The following is an 18,797-nucleotide window of genomic DNA, read 5'->3' as shown; positions in this document are numbered from 1 at the left end:
AAGCTAAGCTCTTCAGCGCCGATGGTACTGCACTCGAAGGGGTGTGGGAGAGTAGGACGCCGCCGGAATTTACTTACAGATAGCCCCGCCCGGGTAACCGGGCGGGGCTATCTGCTTTTCTACGGCTTTACCGCGGCGCGGTAGGGTCTACCGCATGCCTGAGAACAACGAGCACCACGACCCCGCAGCCAGCACCCAGATGTTCCAAGCCTTCGTGGCCCAGCAGGAGGGTGCCGCGGCTTCCTCCCGTGCGGATTCTCCCGCGCCGGCGCCGCACCACCGCAGCGGCGGGATGTCCCCGGCGCTGATCGGCGGCATCGTCGTCGCCGTGATCGCCATCGTCGTCATCGCGGTCGTCGCCCTGTCGTGACGAACCGGGTCTTCGCAACGTGGTGAGGGCGAGGACGGAAGACCGTCCTCGCCCTCACCCGTATCCGTCGGTGTCGGCCTCCCGCGTCGACACCGTGCGTACAGTTTCCTTCTACGGCTCCGGCCAGAGCGCGACGACCGCGCCGTCGCCGGCCCGGCAGCCCTCGGCGACGTGTCCGAGGAACTCCAGCATCTCCGGCGGGCGCCGCCATTCCTCGGCCAAACGTGCGGCCAGGCCGCCCGATTCGGCGCCGAGTGCTTCGGCGTAGCCGCCGGTCATGACGACCAGGGCGTCGCTGGGCTTCCACGTCGTGCGGCAGACCCGGACGTGTTCGGTGCCCTGTTCCGGGAACGCCGGCGGGGCGGCGTCCGCGGGGGTTTCGCGGAGGCCCAGCGGAGCACGCCAACCCCCCTCGGCGAGACGCAGGATGGTGCTGTCGCCGAGGACGGCCATGTCGACCCGGTCGTCTTCCAGCGGCTTGGCTGCGGTGACCAGGACGGCGAGGCGGGTAGCCGGTGCCGGTTGTCCCAGTGCGCGGGCCCGGGCCCCGATCTCGGAGAGCCGGGTGCGCAGGTCGGTCTGGACCGAGGCGAACGTCGCCGTCCAGTCCCAGTCCTCGTGCCGTCCGTCGGCGACCATGCGCGCCACCGCGCGGTAGGTGCTGCGGATGGCGACCTGCGCGGCCAACTCCGGCGCGTAGCCGCCGTCGACGCCGTCGCAGACGACGGCGATCGTCCACTGCCCGCTCGGATCGGGGCCGACGGCGAAGGAGTTCTGCCGGGGTGTGCCCTGGCGGGAGTGCAGGTCGCCGCGGACCGCGGCGGCGCGGGCGGTGATGCGTCCCACCGTGCCGCCTTCGGCGACCATGCCGCCGCCGTCGGCGAGTACAGGTGTGGGCAACAGGCGCAGCATGCGGCGGGGTTCCGGGCCTTCCCGACGCAAGTCCCGCTGTCGGCCGTCGGATTGCGGGGCAGACGGCGCCGAAGCGGATGAATCGCCGTCGGTCGGCGCCGACGCCGACGCCGAAGCCGCGGGTGCCGTGGCGGCTTTCGCGGTCGGTACCGCCGCCGTCCGGGCGGCAGCCGGCGGGATGACGGTGGTCGTCGTGGGCGGCGGTACCCGGAGGACGCTCGTGCGGTCCGCGGCCTCTTCGTCGGCAGTGTCGGCAGTATCGGCGGTGTCGCCGTCGTCCGTGTCGAAGGCGGGGAGCCCGCTGTTCCGCTCGGAGCCGGGCTTCGAGCTGCCCGATCCGCCCGATCCTCCGGATGCTGCCGAGGAGTTGGCCGGATCGTCGCGCGGGTCGAGCGGGTCCACGGGATCGACCGGGTCCAGCCAGTCGGCGAGTGTGTCGCCGTGCGTGGCGGAGGCCTTCGGTGCGGCGGTGGTGGACGATGCCGCGGCGGAGTCCGCCGAACTGCCCTTGGGTTTGCGGCGTTGCGGCAGGGGCACGCCGGTGTGCGGTTCAGACGGCCGGCTGTCCCGGCTGCCGTCGTCGTCGACGCGTTCGCCGCGGGCCGGTGCGGGGCGCGGGACGAGGTCCGGCGGGGCCAGCGTGTCGGAGGGCATGGCATCGGACATCGGTGTGCCCGGCGGCGGCCCGGAGCCCAGCATGATGTCTTCCCACGGCGAGGTGGCGCGGGTGCGGCGGCGGGCCGGTGCGCTGTCCGGATCCGGCAGGTCGGTGCCGGGCGCCGGTTCGGTGGTCCGGCGCGGTTCGCGGGCGGCGGGCAGCGGCGGCGGGGCGTCCGGGAGCGGGGGGATGGCGGGCCCGTCGACGGGGCCGTTCTCCAGCTGGTCGTCGCCGCGGATGTAGAGGTCGTCGTCGGGGGGCTGCTGGATGCCGATCCCGAACCAGTTCGCGATGCGGCGGGCCCGGCCGGGGCGGGCGTCGCCTCCGTCGGGGTCGGCGTAGTCGTCGGTGCCCGTGTCGTACGGCTCGTCGGAGTAAGGATCGTCGGAGTAGGGATCGCCGTACGCGTCGGCGTCGTAGTCGTCGTCCTCGTCGAACCGCGGCGTTGCCGTTCGCTGGGCCGGCGGTCGGTCGCCGGTTGCGGGGCGCCTGTCGAAACCGTCCGGCACGATTGCCTCCTTCTGGTGTGCGGGGGGCTCCCCGCGAGGGCCGCGGGCCTCGCTTGGCCGCCCGGCGTCATGTCACGGTCCTAGCCTGCCCGTACGGTGCGGGTGAACGCACGGATTCGGCCGCTGTGGCGTGTGGGGAAGTCGGTTCCGTACGGCCGGAATCGCTCCCTGTTCGAATTCCGGCCACCAAAAAATACGTTTCTGGTCTCGATCCTTTCGCCCCTTTCGCTTACAGTCTGCGCACCCGTCCAGAGACGGGTACCGGCGGCGCGCGGATTGCGTGTTCTTGCCGCCGAGTTCACATGCCCGGGCCGGCCTGCGTTTGCCGTGTCCGGGCTCTCGACCCCTTGGAGTGGGATGAAGCTCCGTCGTACGCGCGCCGCCACCTGTGCGTTGGTCGCGGCGTTGACGTTGGGTACCACTGCCGGGACCCTCGCGGTCTCCGGTACTGCGTTCGCCGCACCCGCGGCCGACGCCAAGCAGCACGGCAAGACGGTTCTGTCCGGCGCGGCGGCGGAGGTCGCGGCGGACGGTACCGTCACGCTGACGTGGACGGCGTCGGGCAAGGCGAGCGCGGTGCGCGTGTATGCCTCGACGCACCCGACGCTGCCGGCCTTGACGGGCCGTCAGGTGGCTGTGGTGAACGGCTCTTCGGCCACCGTGACCGGGCTGGACCCGGCGCAGCGCTGGTACTTCCAGCTCGTTCCGGACGGCAATCCGTTCGGCGGCGTGGTCGTCGCGCAGCGTGGCCTGGGGCTTCCGGACGCGCCGAACGCGCGGGACATCGGCGGGTACCGCACCGCGAACGGCTTCACGGTGCGTTACGGCCAGGTGTTCCGGTCGGACGCGCTGATCAAGCTCAACGACGCCGAGCTGGCGAAGCTCGCGAAGCTGGGCGTGGACACGGCGGCCGATCTGCGGACCGACTTCGAGGTGAACCTGAACGGCCCGGACAAGGTGCCGGCCGGGACGGACGTGCTGCGCGTGCCGGTGTCGGACGGTGGCATGTACGCGAAGCTCAACGAGGTCATCGCGAGCAAGGACCCGGTCAAGCAGGCCGAGGCGCTCGGCAACGGCAAGGCCGAGCAGCTGCTGATCGACGCGAACAAGTCGTTCGTCGCCGACGCGTCGCAGCGTCAGCAGTTCGCGGCGGTGCTGAAGAAGATCGCCGCGGGTGAGACGGTGCTCTACAACTGCTCGGCGGGCAAGGACCGCACGGGCTGGATGACCGCGATCATCCTGAGCGCGGTCGGTGTGGACCGGGCCACGGTGACGCAGGACTACCTGCTGAGCAACACGTACCTGAAGGCCTCGAACGACCGGACGAAGATGGGCCTGAAGTACGCGGGCCTCATGCAGAACCCGGACCTGCTCGACCCGCTGCTGGGTGTGCAGAAGCAGTACCTGGACGCGGCGTTCGACCAGGTGGCGAAGCAGTACGGGTCCTTCGACCGGTTCCTGCGGGACGGTCTGGGTCTGGACGGGCGGACGCTGGCGCAGCTGAAGCTGCGGCTGCTGAGCGTCTGACCGCGAGTACGTGACGTCCGCCCCCGCGGTCCCGGCACCGGGACCGCGGGGGCGGCGGCATGTCGGGGGCAGGGTGTGTGCGTGCGGGTGCGGGGCGGGTGTGGTGCCGCTCACGCCCCCTGCGTACGGTCCCGTATGGATCGGTCGGCGGGGCGGTGACTAGGGTGGTCTCGCGCGTACCGGTTGCAGCGCCCCGCGTCTGTCCGCGGGTGTTCCCGGCGCGCTTCGTTCTTGGACCAACACGGGAGCACCACCGTATGCGCGCTCGTCGCACTCGTTTTGCCGCCGTTGCCGTGGCATCCGCCTTGGCTTTCGGCATTGCCGGTTCCTCCGCCGCGCTCGCGGACGACGGCAGTGCCGCCGACCCGGCCGCGTCGTCGGCGTCTCTGGCTTCCCTGCTCGACGCGTCGGTGACCGCCGGTGCGGACGGCTCGTACACCGTGCGCTGGACGGGCGTGCTGGCGTACGGCCAGGTCGACGTGTACGCCTCGACCGACTCCCGCGACCCGAAGGGCACGGGCAAGAAGGTCGCGTCGTCGCGCTCCGGCAGTGCCGTGGTGAGCGGGCTGGACGCGGGCAAGCGCTGGTACTTCGTGGTCGCGCCGGCCAACGGCGGCTACAGCGTGGAGACCGCGACCCGCGGTGTCGGCGTGCAGGGTGCGCTGAACACCCGTGACCTGGGCGGCTACCGGACGGCGAACGGCCGGACCGTGAAGTACGGCGAGGTCTTCCGGTCGGACAGCTTCGGCAAGGCGACCGACGCGGGCGTCGCGAAGCTGGCCGGGCTGGGCCTGGATGCGGTCTACGACTTCCGGGTCACCGGCGAGATCGGCAGCAACGGCCCGAACCGCCTTCCGGCGGGCGTGGATTCGCGTTCGGTGCCGCTGTCCGACGGCGGTGTGCTGGCGACGGTGGTGGCGGCGGTCTCCAGCGGCGACCCGGTCAAGCAGCAGGAGATGCTGGGCGACGGCAAGGCGCAGAAGTTCATGGAGGACGTGAACCGGTCCTTCGTGAACGACCCGGCCAAGCGCGCCGAGTTCGCGGCGGTGCTGAAGGCGGTGGCGTCCGGTGCGCGGGTGGCGTTCAACTGCTCGGCGGGCAAGGACCGTACGGGCTGGATGGCGGCCACGCTGCTGACCGCGCTGGGCGTCGACAAGGGCACCGTGTACACGGACTACCTGGCGAGCAACGACTACCTCAAGCCGAGCATCGACGCGACGATCAACGGCATGGTGGCGTCGGGCGCGCTGCAGAACCCGGAGCTGGTGCGTCCGCTGCTGGGCGTGCAGACCTCGTACCTGGACGCCGGGTTCGACGAGGTGCGCAAGGTGTACGGCTCGTTCGACAACTACCTGCGCAACGGCCTGGGCATCGACGGCCTGACGCTGGCGAAGCTCAAGCTGCGGCTGCTGTCGGTCTGATCCGGCCTTCCGGACGGCCTTCCCGGCGCGGACTCGCGCTCGGTGTGGTCCCCGGGAACCGATCGCCCCGCCTCGACGTCCCCGACCGCGACACGGTGTCGCGGGCGGCGGCGTCCAGGCGGGGCGACAAGTTGCTTTTTGGACTTGTCCACGAGTCCTGGCCCTCCGGTGACGGCGTTCTCTCCCGGGGCGTTGCGATCACCGATGTGTGGTGGTTCCCCAACCATTCCTATGCGTTTCCTGGTGGGAAACGGCGGTCCTGCACGGTGTCCGAGCTTCCGCAGGCGCGGCCGACGGTGACGTTCGCGGTGGCGGTCACTGTGTCGACTGTCGTGCGGACGGGTCCCCTCCCGGTTCCCCCGCGCCCCCGTGGACGTGCGCCGCGCCGGTTCGCGGTGGAACGAAACTACGTTCAGCAGTCGCCCAGTTCGCTGCGCAGGCGGGTGAGCGTGCGGGACAGCAGGCGGGAGACGTGCATCTGCGAGATGCCCAGTTCGGTGGCGATCTGCGACTGGGACATGCTGTTGAAGAAGCGCATCATGAGGATCTTGCGCTCGCGGGCCGGGAGGCGGCTGAGCAGCGGGCGCAGCGCCTCGCGGTACTCGACGCCTTCGAGGGCCTGGTCCTGGTAGCCGAGCCGGTCGGCGAGCGTGCGCTCGTCGGAGCCGTCGGTGGCGTCCAGCGACGACGGCGCGTAGGCGTTGGTGGCTTCCAGGCAGGCGACCACTTCTTCCTGCGTGACCTGCAGGTATGCGGCCATCTCCGCGACGGTCGGCGCCCGGTCGTTGGCCTGCGACAGGGTCTCGATCGCCTCGGAGAGGGACAGCCACAGTTCCTGGACCCGGCGGGGGACCCGCAGGGACCAGCCGCTGTCGCGGAAGTAGCGCTTGATCTCGCCGATGATCGTCGGCATGGCGTAGGACGGGAACTGCACGCCGCGGTCGGGGTCGAAGCGGTCGATGGCCTTGATGAGGCCGATGGTGCCGACCTGGACGACGTCCTCGTGCGGTTCGTTGCGGTGCCGGAAGCGGTTGGCCGCGTAGCGGACCAGCGGCAGGTTCTGCCGGATGAGCTGGTCGCGGACGAAGGTGTGCTCGGGGGTGCCGCGTTCGAGGGTGGCCAGGCGGGCGAAGAGCACGGCCGACAGCTTGCGGACGTCGGAGCCGGCGCCGTCTTCGGCGTCCGTTCCGGCATCGGATACGGCGTCGGGCGAGCGGGCGGTGAGCTGTCCCGGGTCGGCGGCGGACCGCCGCCCGGAGGGGACCTCGGGGAGAGTGCGAGGTACCGGTTCGGACTGAACGTGCTGCTGAACGTGCTGGCTCTCGAGCAGGGCAGACATCCGTACCTCATCGCGGGGTCGTCTAGTACCGGCGTTTCCGGACTGGCCGGATCGATACCGGTCGGTGTCCATCAGATCAATACCAGAAGCGCGGGCCTTATCAAACCGCTTCGGGTAAACCAGACATTTTGCATCAAAATTCTTCATATCACACAGACTTGGTAGTGGTACAGGTCAAATCAAGGCGAATGTCGATCAAGATACGTAGCTGTTTATGCTCACGAGTGGCGCGAATGGGCTGTTATTGCTATAGGTGTGTTGTCCAGCCAAGCCGTTTACCACCCGCGTAACCTTGCGCGACGTACGCCACAGGGAGAGCGCGCGTGACGGTGACGGGAAAACGGGTATCCGGCGGCGATGAGCAAGCGGAGCACGGGGATCACGGGGAACACCGCGCGGGACAGGCCAGGTGAGGCTATGAGCAGTGCCGTGACGCCGCTTCCCGGCCCTCGCGCGGTCGGCGCGTACGCCCCCGCCTGGTCGTGGTCCGGCCTGCAGGACGCCCTCGAGCCGCTGCTCGCCGACATCACCGACACGTGCGCCGGCTTCGCCGAGGTCGCCGCGGTCCTCGTCCACGTGTCGCACGACGACATCGCCGAGCTGCGCGGCGCGGCCGGCCTGGTGGCCGACGGCACCCCGGAACCGGCGACCGTGCACCTCTACAGCCGGATCCTGCACGACGAGCGCCTGCCGGTCACCGACGCGCTGCACACCGGCCGCCCGGTGATCCTCGAAGACCGCGTCCTCGGCACCGCCCGGTACCCGCGGCACGACAGCCGGACCTGGGGCGAGGGCGCCGGCGCCTGCGTGTGCGTGCCGATGAGCGGCACGATAGGCAGCGCGCCCGATCCCGCGGAGCCCGCACGCGGCGTGCTCACCGTGGCGTTCCGCGACACCGTCCCGTTCGACCGGCGGCTCCTCGCCCGGATCCGCGCCTACGCCGAGCTGATCGGCGACGAGATCGCCCGGCTCGGCGACCCGCCCCGGGCCGAGGACTTCCTCGGCGCGCACACCGACGCCGCCCCGCGGCGCGCGTCCGGCCGCCGCTCGGCCGCGCTGGCCCGCGCCGAGGCCACCCTCGCCACCCTGGACGCGGTCGGCACCGGCACCTTCGACTGGGACCTGGCGGCCGGCCAGGTCGCCTTCGACACCCGGCTGAGCCGGGTGTTCGGTCTGGAAGGCCGCTACTCCGGCCCCATCGAACCGGTGCTGTGCGCCTTCCACCGCGACGACTTCCCCGGACTGCGGCTCCAGCTCGCCGAGGCGTTCACCGCCGACGACGTCTTCCACGTCGGGCACCGCCTGCACGACGCCGACGGCCGCGAGCACTGGGTCGAGGTCCGCGCCGGGGTCGCCCCGGCCGACCGGGACCGGCCGCGCCGCCTGCGCGGCGTGGTCACCGACGTCACCGAGCTGCCCGACCTACGGCTCACCCTCGCCCGGCAGGCCGAGGAGATCGACGCCCTGGTGATCGTTGTCGACGGCGAATGGCGGCTCGTCTACGCCAACGCCGCCAGCGAGCGGCTGTTCCGCCGCCCGCGCGCCGACATCCTCGGCCACCCCCTGCACGCCCTGCTCCCCGAAGCGCGGCACCACGGCTGGGGACGCCGGCTGTTCACCGCACTCCAGGAACACCGTGCGCAAACGTTCACCCTGCATGTCCCGGAAGACGACCGCTGGTTCCGGGTCAGCGCGTATCCGCGGCAGCGGCAGATGCTGCTGTTCTGCGTCGAGATCACCGCGGAACGCCGCCACGAGGCCAAGCTCCGCGAAGCCGCGCAGGTGGCCGCCGCCCAGCAGGCCCGCATCCAGCTGCTGACCGCCGCGCTCGCCGAGTCCCTCACCGTCCACGAAGTGGTGCGCGCCGCACGGCGGATGCCCGCGGTGTGCGGTGCGGACGGGCTGGCGATCGGCATGGTGCAGGACGGGCGGCTGCGCGTCGTCGGGCACGCCGGGTATCCGCCGCGCGCCGCCGCCGGATACCCGGTGTGGGAACTCGACGACGACGCGCCGTTCGTCGAGGCGATCCGGCGCCGCAGCGCCTTCGCGATCCGGTCACGGGCCGAATACCTGCGCCGCTACCCGCACTTGGACATCCTCGCCGACGCCGCGGGGCGGCAGGCGTGGGTGTTCCTCCCGCTGATCGCGTCGGGGGAGTCGGTCGGTACCGCGGTGCTGTCGTACAACCGCGAACGCGACTTCGGGCCGGACGACTTCCGGCTGTTCGGGCAACTGCGCGCACTGCTCGCCCGCGCGCTGCACCGGGCGCGCCGCTACGACGACGAGCACGCGATGTCCGCGGGCCTGCAGCGCGGCCTGCTGCCCGGGCGGCCCGCACGCATCGGCGGCCTGACCATCGCCACCCGGTACATACCCGCGACCGTCGGCATGCAGGTCGGCGGCGACTGGCACGACGTGATCTCGCTGCCCAACGGCAAAGCCGGGCTGGTCATCGGCGACGTGCAGGGCCACGGCGTGGACGCCGCGGCGATCATGGGCATGCTCCGCACGGCGGTCCTGGCGTACGCGGTGGAAGGCCACGAACCGTCCGAAGTGGTGCGGCGCACGAACGCGCTGACCGCGGGGCTCGGCACCGACCTGTTCGCGACCTGCGCGTACGTCGAATTCGACCCGTCGAACGGCCGCGCGGTGATCGTCCGCGCCGGACACACGCATCCGGCCGTGCTCGGCCGCGACGGCACCCGGCTCGTCGACGTGCCCGGCGGCCTGCCGCTGGGCATCGACACCGGCGCCCGCTACCCCGCCACCGAGGTCGCGCTTGCGCCCGGCGACGTGCTCGTGCTGTGCACCGACGGACTGGTCGAGTCGCGCGGGCTCAGCCTGGACGACGGTGTCGCGTGGATGCTCGACACCCTCGAGCACGGCCGCGGCATGACCCCGGACGGCCTCGCCGGACACCTGATCGCCCGGCGCATCGGCGAACTGGGCGACGACATCGCCCTGCTGCTCGCCCGGTACGACGGCGCCGGCCGGGCGTAGGGCATGCCCGGGTGCGTGCCCTGGTCATGCCGCTGCCACGCCCCTGGGACGCCGCCGGTTGCCGCGTTTCCCCGGTCTTCCCAGGTTTTCCCAGGTTTTCCCAGGTCTTCTCGGGTCTTCTCGGGTCTTCTCAGGTCTTGTCGGGTCTTCTCGGTTCTTCTCAGGCGGACAGGTCCGCGCGCAGCCGGGCCAGCGCGCGGGCCAGCAGCCGGGACACGTGCATCTGGGAGATGCCGAGCCGTTCGCCGATCTGCGACTGGGTCATGTTGCCGAAGAACCGCAGCATGATGATCTGCCGGTCACGCGGTGCCATCCGGGCCAGCAGCGGCCGCAGCGCTTCGCGGTACTCGACGCCGTCGAGGGCTTCGTCCTCCTGCCCGAGGCGCGCGATGAGGGCGTTGTCGCGGTCGTCGTCGAGGTCGTGGGCGTCCAGCGAGGCCGGCGAGTAGGCGTTGGCCGCCTCCATGCCTTCCAGCACCTCGTCCACGGTCATGCCGAGATGCCCGGCGAGTTCCACCACGGTCGGCGCACGGTCGTGCTTGTGCGAGAACTCCTCGGTGGCCTCGGCCAGCGCGAGGCGCAGCTCCTGGAGGCGCCGCGGGACCCGCACGCTCCACGACGTATCGCGGAAGAAGCGCTTGATCTCGCCGATGATCGTCGGAACGGCGTAGGTCGGGAACTCGACGCCGCGGTGCGGGTCGAACCGGTCGATCGCCTTGATGAGGCCGATCGTGCCGACCTGCAGCACGTCCTCGTACTGGTCGGTGCGGCTGCGGAACCGGTTGGCCGCGAACCGGACCAGGGGGAGGTTGAGTTCGACGAGCGTGCTGCGTACGTACGCATGCTCGGGCGAGCCTTCCTCGACCTCCGACAAGCGGAGCAGCAGGGTGCGGGAGAGCACGCGGGTGTCGAGTGACGCCTCCGCCGCACGTGGCGCGGGGACTGGCGCGGGCTGCGCCGCGGCGTCGGTCGTCTCGGTCGTTTCCGCCGCCTGCGCCGTCACGGCCGTCTCCGCAGTCTCTGCGGTTTCCACCGTGGCCACCGGCGCGTCCGTCTCGCGAACCAGCACGGGAAAGCCCACCTCCTCATCGGAGCCGAACCCGGTCGGCTGGTCCGCCCCGTCCGGCGGGCAGCCGTTGTTCGCTCTCCACATACCGGCGCCGCGCGCTCCCAAACCCCTTGCGACATCTTGGATTTGTCCGGTGAAGCGCATCAACTCGGGCGCTTGCACCGGTCAATCGGTGAGGAATCGGACAAAATTCGAGGCGGAAAGTCGAGAAATACACGAAAGTTACCCGCGGGTCACCGGGTTCGGGGCGTGCGGCGGGCCCGGATCCGGGTCGGTGCTCTTCCGGATCCGGGCCGCACGGAGGGGGCCCGGTACAGGCTTCGGGTCAGCTCTCCAGGTCGGCGATGACCCAGGTGGCGAACTCGCGCCACTTCGCCGCGGCGGCCTGGTGGTCCGGGTGGGTGAGGTAGCGCTGGAGGGCGTCGGCGTCGGCGACGTCCGAGACGATGGCGTAGTCGTACGCGATGTCCCGGTCGGTGATGTTCCAGCCGCACTGCCAGAAGGTCAGCTCGGGGATGGTGTCGCCGAGGGCCCGGAAGGCCGCGTCACCTTCGGCCACGCGCGGTTCGTCGCGCGAGACGCCCTCGTTGAGCTTGAAGAGGACCAGGTGGCGGATCATCGCTTACCCCTCGGATGGTTCGGATTTCTTCGGTACGGGTTTTCTCGGTCCCGGCGGCTTCGGTACCGGGGCCTCGGACGCCGGGGTCTTGGCCGCGGATGCCGACGACGGGTACAGGAGGTCGCACATCCGCACATAGACCGTGTCCGGCCACGGAACATACTCCACTGCCTGGAGCGCCTCCTCGGAGACTTCCGACTCCAGCACCAGCGTGCCGTGGCCGAGGATCCGGCCGGCCAGCGGCCGCTCGAACTTCAGCTCCGAGACCTCGGCGAGCGGCAGCATCAGCACCCGGCGGGTCAGCACGCCGGTGGTCACCATCACCCGCCGGTCGGTGACGAAGAAGTAGTCGTGCCGCCAGACCAGGTAGTGCCAGGTCAGCCACAGCACGGACGCGGCGACGACCGGCCACAGGGCCAGATGCACGACGACGTTCTCGTCCGGGAAGTACAGCGCGAGCAGGACGGCCAGCGCGGTCGCGCCGAAGGCGGTGGAGCCGGGCCGCAGCAGGACGGACCAGTGGCGGCGGACCGCGATGGCGCACCGCTCGCCGGGCAGCAGGTACCGCTGCACGGTCTTCGGGCGTATCGACGGGTCCAGCATCGGCGGCGGGTCTCGGGGCTTCCGGGTCAGGGTTCGGGCAGGCGTGGGGCGCGGGCGGGCAGGGCGGCGGGCGGTATCGGCACGGGTGTTTCGGGGCGCGCGGGCGTACCGCGCGGCTCAGTTGATCAGATTGCCGATCTGGTTGCCGACCCACTTGGACGACGACGAGATCGCCGAGAACCACTGCGCGATGAGGTCCGACGCCTTGTCCGGCGTGGCGATGATCGTATAGATGACGAAGCTTATGAGCAGTACGCCGACGATCTTCTTGGCCTGCACCTGCATCGTCCCGCCTCCCCTGAGAAGCACCGCCCAGGCGCTCACCCTCATTGATACCGGTCGCTGCGGACTGCGGCGAGCCTCCACGCCGTTCGCGCACCCGAAGGGCCCGAAGGCGTAGCTCGAATGTCCGGGAATGCGGGATTGGTCGCGGTCTCCCTGCCCGGAACTTGGCTTGCGCATTGCCCGTGCTTTTGCCGGGGGTGTGTCGCCTCGAGGCGAACGTCCGTGCGGCTCCGGGGGTGGCGTCCGGCCGCGCGAGGGCGGGGGAAGGGGCGGGCGGGAAGCGTGGACGGGAAGGGCCGGGACGGGCGGTCCGGGGCGGGACGGGCGGTCCGGGCAAGGGAAAAGGGAGCGGCCGCGGGGGGATGTCGGTCGCTCCCTCTTCCATCTGGGACCCGGCCGGAGCAACGGTGGGTCGTACCGTCGCAGGCATCGGCCCGGAGTCCCGGGGTGTCGGGGGCTCCTGCCCAGCCCCGGACACACCATCCAGTCTGCGCCGCACGGCGGCCCGCCGCATCCGGCGGACGTCCCGCCGCGCCGGGACTTTCGGCCCGGAAACACGGACGTGCTTGGCGGTACGGGGAGTTGGCGTGGGACGTCGGTGACGGTCGCCCGGTCGGCCGCGGCCGGACGGGTCAGGCGGTGCCGTACAGCCGGTCGCCCGCGTCGCCCAGTCCGGGAACGATGTAGCCGTGCTCGTTGAGCCGCTCGTCGACCGACGCGGTCACCACGGTCACCGGAACGGGCGCGTCCTTGAAGGCCTCCTGCATCAGTGCGACGCCTTCCGGCGCGGCCAGCAGGCAGATCGCCGTCACGTCGGCGGCGCCGCGGTCGATCAGCAACTGCGTCGAGGCGACGAGCGTGCCGCCGGTGGCGAGCATCGGGTCGAGCACGTAGGCCTGGCGGCCGGTGAGGTCGTCGGGCATCCGGGTCGCGTACGTCGACGGCTGCAGGGTGCCCTCGTCGCGGATCATGCCGAGGAACCCGACCTCGGCCGTCGGCAGCAGCCGCACCATGCCGTCCAGCATCCCGAGCCCGGCCCGCAGGATCGGCACCACGAGCGGCCGCGGGTACGACAGCTTCACCCCGGTGGTGGCCGCCACCGGCGTCCGCACCTCGACCTGGTCCACCCGGACGTCCCGGGTGGCCTCGTACGCCAACAACGTCACCAGTTCGTCGGCAAGGCGCCGGAACGTCGGCGAATCGGTGCGCTCGTCCCGCAGGGTCGTGAGCTTGTGGGCGACGAGAGGGTGATCGACGACGTGAATCCGCATGGTGAGACAGTATCGCGCGGCCGGGGGTGGGCCGGGACGGCGTGGTGGGCCCGGAGGTGAGGCTGGACGAGGCCGGCCAATGCCGGCGCGTCGTGCTCGGTCGTGCCTGGGGCGGCGCCGGGGCGGCCGGTGGCGGGCGGAGGTGTGGTCGGGGCACTCGGTGTGGGCTCGGGGGTGCTTGGTGGAGTCGGTAGGCCGGGTCGGAGCGCTGCTCGGCGGGCCGCCGATAGTTGCGGGCGGCCGACCGGGCTCGGCGCGGTTGTCAGGGGCGGGAATGGGGTGCCGTGTGACCGCCGGGGGCCCTGGCTTTGCTCCGCTATTCCGGTGGGCACCGTGGCGGTTTCCCCGGCGCTGCCGTCGCGGCGTTCGAGTCGGTGGCGGGGGCCGTCTGCTGGGGCGGATCCGACGGCTGTCGACTGCCGGTGGGGCGGTGTCGGCGGGGCGCGGGTGCGTGGGCGGCCGGTTTGCCCTGGCGAGGTCGGGGCACCGCCCCTGGCATGGGCCAGGTGTGCGGGGACAGTGTCGCGGGCTGGTTGCGGTGGCGCATTTCCGGCCGAGCGGGCAGGTTGGTGAGGTCGGGTCGTAGAGGTGCACCGCGAGGGGGCCCTATGGGGCAGCAGCCAGGGCGCAACACCAACGCGACCGAATCCGCCCCGGCGGCCGCCCGCTCGGCGCGCGGCGATCGTGCCGCCGGAGCGCGCGCGCCCGACGCCTCGGGTGTGTCACGCGACGGGTCCGCGGTGCCTGGGGAAGCCGCCTCGCGGAACGGGCGCGACGAAGCTGCCGCGCAAAACGGACGCGTGGAAGCTGTGGCGCGGAACGGAACCGCTTCGCGCCGGGACCCTTCACGTGCCACGGCGTCCCGTGCCGCAGGTGCGGTTGCGGCACGCAAGGCGTCCGTGGGGAGTGAAAGCGTCCGGGCTCGTCAGGAGGCCGCGTCTGCGGGCGGGGCTGTGGCGCGTACTGCGCGGGCCGGCACGACGGGCACCGCGGTGGCGGCGCTTCGTGCAGGTGAGGTCGCCAGGACCGGCGCCGGGGCTCCGCACCAGGCCGCGGCCGTGCGTGCGTCCGTCGCTGCGGGGGCGGTGTCCCGTGGCGGTGCCGCCGTAGCGGACGCCGAGGTGGGACATGGTCGACCCGTCGGGGACGCCTCCGGCCCGGCGTCCGGGCAGCCCGGCGACTCGTCCCTCGAACGCCCGCACGCGCGCTCGGCCACGGGGGCGGCGCGGGGTGGCAAGAACGGCACGGCCGCGGCCGCCACGGCCGGCTCGTCGCGATCAGGTGCGGACAAGGGCAAGGGCACGTTGGTGGAACGGCGCGGTGACTCGGCCTCGTCCGGTCGGCCGCGTGGCGGTGGCGACGCGGCGCGGGCGCAGTCCGGCGCGCATTCCGGTGAGCCGCGGGCGACCGGTTCGGCGGCCGGCAAGGCGCGCTCGGCGTCGGCGGCGCGAGTCGGTGACCAGGACGGTGCCGACCGGCCGCGGCGCAAGTCCCGTGACACCGAACCCGCCTCGGCCGCAAAGCCCGCGCGGGCCAAGCGGCGCACGGGGCGGGCGCCCGCGGCCGACCCCGAGCGCGCGTCCGGGCCGGCCGACGGGCCGGAAGCGACGGCGCGTTCCCGAACCCGCGCGGGCAAGGCATCACGCGGCAGCGGCAGCGGCAGCGGCGGCGGCAAGGCAGGGCGGGGCGCCGGCGCGACGTCCCGAGCCGGTGGCGAACAGGCGACCGACGGCGGCGCAGCCTCCCCTTCGGGTTCCGCAGGCCGCGCTGCCCCCGCTGACCGACGCGCCGCTTCGCCGCGTCGCGCCGGGCAAGACGCCGCTGCCGACGAGCGGGGCACCGGTCGTCGACGTCGTGCTGCCACCGACGACCGCGGCGCCGTCGCACGCCGCGCGGCCAACGCTCCTGCCGCCACGAGCCGCACCGCCGGCGCCACGTCGAGCGAACGCGGCCCGGTGGTCGCCCCGGGCGCCGCCGCAGGATCCTCGGACCAGGTCCGCAAAAGCGCCACCACCACGGACCGGCCCCCGACTCCGCAAGACCGCGACGCCGACGGCACTGCTTCGGCGGCCCGGCGTGCCTCCTCCCGGAGGCGTCGCGGCCCCGACGCCGCCACCGCTCAAGCCCGCGACGCAGCTCCCGACGACCAGACCGCTTTCGCGCACAAGCGCGAGGCCGACGGCATTGCCTCGGCGGCCCGGCGTGCGTCCTCCCGGATGCGCGGGCCTGACGCCGTCGCCTCCCAAGCCCGCGAAGCGGCGGTCGACGATGCCGCCGCCGACACCCGTGCCTCCGTCGGCCGACGCGCCGCGTCGTCACCCCAGCGGCCCGACACCGCCGCCGCCCAAGACCGCGGCGATGCCCCCGACGGCCACCCGGAGGACGCCCCCGACCCCGTCTCCGGCGACGTCCCCGTCATCTCCACGCCCATCCGCGCGCCCGAAGGGCGCCCCGAGGAGACCGACGCCGAGCGGCTGCGCCGACGGGCTTTGTTTCTCCGGGAGTTGGCCGAAGCGCACGAGCTGCGGGAGCGGATCCAGCCGCGCCGTACCCGCACCGCGCGACTGCGGCAGATGATGCGGATGCGGACATTCCGCTACTGACACTCCGTCAGGTCGACAAACCCCCGCACGACGCACCGGGTCGGGCATCCCCAATCCGCGCGGAGACGCCCCCGTTTCTGCCACGATGCGGGAGGGAAGCACCACCGTGGTTCCGGGCCCGGAACCGGCCCCTCCCGTTTCGCGAGCCGGGGGAAGGCAGCGGTGGGACCCGACAAAATCACGGCAGTGCGCGCGGACCGGGAGACCGGCCGCGCCGAGTCCGACGACCTGGGAGAGTCCGGTGGCGTACTTCGCCGCAGTGCTTGTGCGCACTGAACAGACATGGGAGGCGCGAGAGGTCGACCTCGACGACGTCGAGGACCTCGACGGGATCGCCGATCTCGCGCGCGCTTCCTCCGTCGACGAGGAGCCGGTCCTCGTGCTCGTCGAGCAGGAGGACACCTGGTTCGCCGTCGTCCGCGTGGACGGCGAAGAGGATCCGCGCATCTACGTCTCCGACGCCGCCGCGGTGGGCCGCAGCGCGTACGGCGACACCCTGCTGACCGCCGACGTCCTCGGGCACGACCCGGACGACGACGAGGAAGCGCCGCCGAGCGGCCCGGCCGGCGACGAGTCGGTCCTGGCCGACCTCGGCGTCACCGCCGACGAACTCGCCGAACTGGGCGGCGGCGGACGCCTCCCGGCCGACGCCCTCGTCGTCATCGCCGAACGCCTCGGCTGCGCCGACGAACTGGAGACCGTGCGTTGACGGACGTCCCGGATACCGCGCCGGACCGCCGAGGCCCGGTACGGACCCGGTACGAACCGTGGATGCGCCTCGCACTCGACGAGGCGGCCTTGGCCCCGGCCACCGGCGACGTCCCCATCGGGTGCGTCGTCCTCGACCGCGACGGCGCGGTGGTCGGCCGGGGCCGCAACGAGCGCGAGGCGCACGGCGACCCGACGGCGCACGCCGAGATCGTCGCCCTGCGCGAGGCCGCCAAGGCGGTCGGCGAATGGCGGCTGTCCGGCTGCACCCTGGTCGTCACCCTCGAACCGTGCACGATGTGCGCGGGCGCGATCGTGCTGGCCCGGGTCGACCGCGTCGTCTTCGGCGCGTGGGACGAGAAGGCCGGCGCGGCCGGCTCACTCCGCGACGTCCTGCGCGACCGCCGCCTCAACCACCGCCCCGAAGTGATCTCCGGCGTCCTCGAAAACGCGTGCGCCGAGGTCCTCACCGCCTTCTTCCGCGAATCCGGTTTCGGAGCACGGGGTGACGTCGGGTAGGCTCTCCCTCGGTAGCGTGTCCGAGCGGCCTAAGGAGCACGCCTCGAAAGCGTGTGAGGGGGCAACTCCTCCGTGGGTTCAAATCCCACCGCTACCGCTCTCAGCAGTAAGGAAGCCGAGTTGGTCCGTAAGGACCGGCCCGGCTTCCTGCTTTTCGGGCGCGGGGATTCGGGGGACCGGGTCGGAGTGAGCGAGCCTCGGCGGCCGGTGCGGCGGGATGGTGTGGCGGCAGGGGTGCCGGGTCGGGTGTGGTACGCGGCGTATGCGTCGAATATGCATGCGGCGCGGTTCGCCTGCTACCTGCGCGGCGGTCGGCCCGCGGGCGGGGCGCGGGTGTATCCGGGGTGCCGGGATGCCGCGCCGCCGGGGCGCACGGTGCCGGTGGTGCTGCCGGGGCGGCTGTATTTCGCGTTGGAGTCGCACGTCTGGACGGGTGGGCTGGGGTTGTACGACCCAGGCGACAGCGGGGAGGCGGTCGGCCGGGCGTACCTGGTCACCGTGGGGCAGTTCTCCGACATCGCGGCGCAGGAGATGCGTCGGCTGCCGGACGGCGACCTCGATCCGGCGCGGGCCGTGCGGGACGGGAGGGACGCGCTCGGTCCCGGGCGCTACGAGACGGTGGTGTGCCCCGGGTGGCTGGACGGATTCCCCGTGCTCACTGTCACTGCCCCGTGGCGGAGCGGCGATGTGCCGTGGAACGCGCCGGCCGCGGCGTATCTGCGGCATCTGGGGGCCGGGCTGTGCGAGGCGCACGGGTGGACGGCGGAGCGGAGCGCGGCGTACTTGGCGGAGTGCCCGGGGGCGCGGGGCGTGTGGTCGCCGGGCGAGATCGCGCGGCTCCTGCGGGAAAGCCCGCTGTCGCCGGAGTGCTGACCGTCGCGGTGGCGCCGACCGTCACGAGTGCCCGTGGTGTGGGCGGCCGGGATGCGGGTCGCCCGCCCGGCGGGCCTCGAGCCGGCGCCGCATCGGCACCGACCACGACACCAGGACGCATCCGGCGGCCAACAGTTGGAGCAGCCGCGTGTAGCGCGCGGGGTAGACGGCGCCTTGGAGGTAGGTGTCGATGAAGCCGTGCGTGAGGCGAGGCTGTCCGCCCTGTTCGCGTGCCCAGTTCTCCAGCAGGGTGAGCGGGCAGTCGACGGCCGTGACGACGATCGCCAGGCCCCACGCGGCGGCGAGGAGGTGGGGCCAGATCATCCGCGGGTGGCGCCAGGCCAGGAAGCCGCCGGACACGACGTAGCCGAGGAAGGCGAAGTGCACGACCACGGTGGCGTCGGCCAGGATCCGGTACCCCATACCGGTCCCATGCCCGGAAACCGGGCCGAATAGGGCCGCCGGCCGGACCGGAAACAGCGCTGCCCCGCCGCGGACGTCGCGCGGGGGG

General features: G+C 72.4%; 16 protein-coding genes and 1 tRNA gene. 9 read left to right on the top strand and 8 right to left on the bottom strand.

Annotation, left to right across the window (positions count from 1 at the left end; translation table 11 throughout):
* Window positions 1-154 precede the first annotated feature (154 nt).
* Window positions 155-370 carry a hypothetical protein gene (locus tag ACPA54_RS38135; RefSeq protein ID WP_345680807.1) on the top strand — a complete coding sequence of 72 codons (216 nt, stop codon included), beginning with the start codon at window positions 155-157 and terminating at the stop codon, window positions 368-370.
* Window positions 371-481: 111 nt separating this feature from the next.
* Here the strand turns inward: ACPA54_RS38135 and ACPA54_RS38130 are convergent, their stop codons facing one another.
* Window positions 482-2,449, bottom strand: a complete 1,968-nt coding sequence (locus tag ACPA54_RS38130; RefSeq protein ID WP_423537009.1) for a protein phosphatase 2C domain-containing protein — start codon at window positions 2,447-2,449, stop codon at window positions 482-484.
* A 357-nt stretch (window positions 2,450-2,806) separates the two neighbouring features.
* Here ACPA54_RS38130 and ACPA54_RS38125 point away from each other — a divergent pair, with 357 nt between their 5' ends.
* Both ACPA54_RS38125 and ACPA54_RS38120 read left to right on the top strand, forming a co-directional pair.
* The gene (locus tag ACPA54_RS38125) at window positions 2,807-3,976 is read left to right on the top strand and encodes a tyrosine-protein phosphatase (protein ID WP_423537007.1); all 1,170 of its coding nucleotides are present in this window, start codon (window positions 2,807-2,809) and stop codon (window positions 3,974-3,976) included.
* Between the two features lie 305 nt (window positions 3,977-4,281).
* A complete protein-coding gene (locus ACPA54_RS38120; RefSeq protein WP_423537005.1) occupies window positions 4,282-5,397 on the top strand; it encodes a tyrosine-protein phosphatase in 1,116 nt (371 codons plus the stop codon).
* Between the two features lie 412 nt (window positions 5,398-5,809).
* Here ACPA54_RS38120 and ACPA54_RS38115 read toward each other — a convergent pair whose 3' ends face one another.
* A complete protein-coding gene (locus tag ACPA54_RS38115; RefSeq protein ID WP_423537003.1) occupies window positions 5,810-6,736 on the bottom strand; it encodes an RNA polymerase sigma factor SigF in 927 nt (308 codons plus the stop codon).
* 417 nt (window positions 6,737-7,153) lie between these two features.
* On the opposite strand from ACPA54_RS38115, the gene ACPA54_RS38110 reads away from it, so the two are divergent.
* On the top strand, window positions 7,154-9,736 hold the full coding sequence (locus tag ACPA54_RS38110; RefSeq protein WP_423537002.1) for a SpoIIE family protein phosphatase: 2,583 nt from the start codon (window positions 7,154-7,156) through the stop codon (window positions 9,734-9,736).
* Window positions 9,737-9,896: 160 nt separating this feature from the next.
* Here the strand turns inward: ACPA54_RS38110 and ACPA54_RS38105 are convergent, their stop codons facing one another.
* From ACPA54_RS38105 to upp, 5 genes are all read right to left on the bottom strand, one after another.
* Entirely contained in the window at window positions 9,897-10,805 is a 909-nt protein-coding gene (locus ACPA54_RS38105) for a SigB/SigF/SigG family RNA polymerase sigma factor (RefSeq protein WP_423537000.1), read from the bottom strand.
* A 325-nt stretch (window positions 10,806-11,130) separates the two neighbouring features.
* Window positions 11,131-11,424, bottom strand: a complete 294-nt coding sequence (locus ACPA54_RS38100) for a Dabb family protein (RefSeq protein WP_423536999.1) — start codon at window positions 11,422-11,424, stop codon at window positions 11,131-11,133.
* A 3-nt stretch (window positions 11,425-11,427) separates the two neighbouring features.
* Complete coding sequence (locus tag ACPA54_RS38095) at window positions 11,428-12,027, bottom strand: PH domain-containing protein (protein ID WP_423536997.1); 600 nt, start codon at window positions 12,025-12,027, stop codon at window positions 11,428-11,430.
* A gap of 117 nt (window positions 12,028-12,144) precedes the next feature.
* Window positions 12,145-12,336 (bottom strand): hypothetical protein, encoded by a 192-nt coding sequence (locus ACPA54_RS38090; protein WP_423536995.1) that lies wholly within the window; start codon window positions 12,334-12,336, stop codon window positions 12,145-12,147.
* A 608-nt stretch (window positions 12,337-12,944) separates the two neighbouring features.
* Window positions 12,945-13,583 (bottom strand): uracil phosphoribosyltransferase, encoded by a 639-nt coding sequence (upp, locus tag ACPA54_RS38085; protein ID WP_345680816.1) that lies wholly within the window; start codon window positions 13,581-13,583, stop codon window positions 12,945-12,947.
* Between the two features lie 2,216 nt (window positions 13,584-15,799).
* Between upp and ACPA54_RS38080 the strand changes: the two genes are divergently transcribed.
* The 5 genes from ACPA54_RS38080 (at window position 15,800) to ACPA54_RS38060 (ending at window position 18,286) form a co-directional block, all read left to right on the top strand.
* The gene (locus ACPA54_RS38080) at window positions 15,800-16,186 is read left to right on the top strand and encodes a hypothetical protein (RefSeq protein ID WP_423536994.1); all 387 of its coding nucleotides are present in this window, start codon (window positions 15,800-15,802) and stop codon (window positions 16,184-16,186) included.
* Between the two features lie 265 nt (window positions 16,187-16,451).
* Window positions 16,452-16,895 (top strand): tRNA adenosine deaminase-associated protein, encoded by a 444-nt coding sequence (locus ACPA54_RS38075; RefSeq protein ID WP_423536992.1) that lies wholly within the window; start codon window positions 16,452-16,454, stop codon window positions 16,893-16,895.
* A gap of 62 nt (window positions 16,896-16,957) precedes the next feature.
* Window positions 16,958-17,413 (top strand): tRNA adenosine(34) deaminase TadA, encoded by a 456-nt coding sequence (gene tadA, locus ACPA54_RS38070; RefSeq protein ID WP_423536990.1) that lies wholly within the window; start codon window positions 16,958-16,960, stop codon window positions 17,411-17,413.
* A 10-nt stretch (window positions 17,414-17,423) separates the two neighbouring features.
* Window positions 17,424-17,510: transfer RNA gene (locus ACPA54_RS38065), tRNA-Ser, on the top strand.
* 176 nt (window positions 17,511-17,686) lie between these two features.
* Window positions 17,687-18,286 (top strand): histone deacetylase, encoded by a 600-nt coding sequence (locus tag ACPA54_RS38060; protein WP_423537012.1) that lies wholly within the window; start codon window positions 17,687-17,689, stop codon window positions 18,284-18,286.
* A 21-nt stretch (window positions 18,287-18,307) separates the two neighbouring features.
* Here ACPA54_RS38060 and ACPA54_RS38055 read toward each other — a convergent pair whose 3' ends face one another.
* Window positions 18,308-18,709 carry a DUF2784 domain-containing protein gene (locus tag ACPA54_RS38055; RefSeq protein ID WP_423536989.1) on the bottom strand — a complete coding sequence of 134 codons (402 nt, stop codon included), beginning with the start codon at window positions 18,707-18,709 and terminating at the stop codon, window positions 18,308-18,310.
* Between the last annotated feature and the right edge of the window lie 88 nt (window positions 18,710-18,797).

It is taken from the genome of Uniformispora flossi, from assembly GCF_049534875.1.
GTDB classification, from domain to species: Bacteria; Actinomycetota; Actinomycetes; order Streptomycetales; family Streptomycetaceae; genus Yinghuangia; species Yinghuangia aomiensis.
This window is presented reverse-complemented; position numbering and strand designations above follow the sequence as displayed.

What these genes read in the sequence shown, in the direction of transcription:
- tadA (WP_423536990.1), top strand. Translation starts at nt 16,958, where the DNA reads ATGCGCCTCGCACTCGACGAGGCGGCCTTGGCCCCGGCCACCGGCGAC.
- ACPA54_RS38060 (WP_423537012.1), top strand. Translation starts at nt 17,687, where the DNA reads ATGCATGCGGCGCGGTTCGCCTGCTACCTGCGCGGCGGTCGGCCCGCG.
- ACPA54_RS38100 (WP_423536999.1), bottom strand. Translation starts at nt 11,424, where the DNA reads ATGATCCGCCACCTGGTCCTCTTCAAGCTCAACGAGGGCGTCTCGCGC.
- ACPA54_RS38125 (WP_423537007.1), top strand. Translation starts at nt 2,807, where the DNA reads ATGAAGCTCCGTCGTACGCGCGCCGCCACCTGTGCGTTGGTCGCGGCG.
- ACPA54_RS38095 (WP_423536997.1), bottom strand. Translation starts at nt 12,027, where the DNA reads ATGCTGGACCCGTCGATACGCCCGAAGACCGTGCAGCGGTACCTGCTG.
- ACPA54_RS38135 (WP_345680807.1), top strand. Translation starts at nt 155, where the DNA reads ATGCCTGAGAACAACGAGCACCACGACCCCGCAGCCAGCACCCAGATG.
- ACPA54_RS38115 (WP_423537003.1), bottom strand. Translation starts at nt 6,736, where the DNA reads ATGTCTGCCCTGCTCGAGAGCCAGCACGTTCAGCAGCACGTTCAGTCC.
- ACPA54_RS38055 (WP_423536989.1), bottom strand. Translation starts at nt 18,709, where the DNA reads ATGGGGTACCGGATCCTGGCCGACGCCACCGTGGTCGTGCACTTCGCC.
- ACPA54_RS38110 (WP_423537002.1), top strand. Translation starts at nt 7,154, where the DNA reads ATGAGCAGTGCCGTGACGCCGCTTCCCGGCCCTCGCGCGGTCGGCGCG.
- ACPA54_RS38080 (WP_423536994.1), top strand. Translation starts at nt 15,800, where the DNA reads ATGCGCGGGCCTGACGCCGTCGCCTCCCAAGCCCGCGAAGCGGCGGTC.
- upp (WP_345680816.1), bottom strand. Translation starts at nt 13,583, where the DNA reads ATGCGGATTCACGTCGTCGATCACCCTCTCGTCGCCCACAAGCTCACG.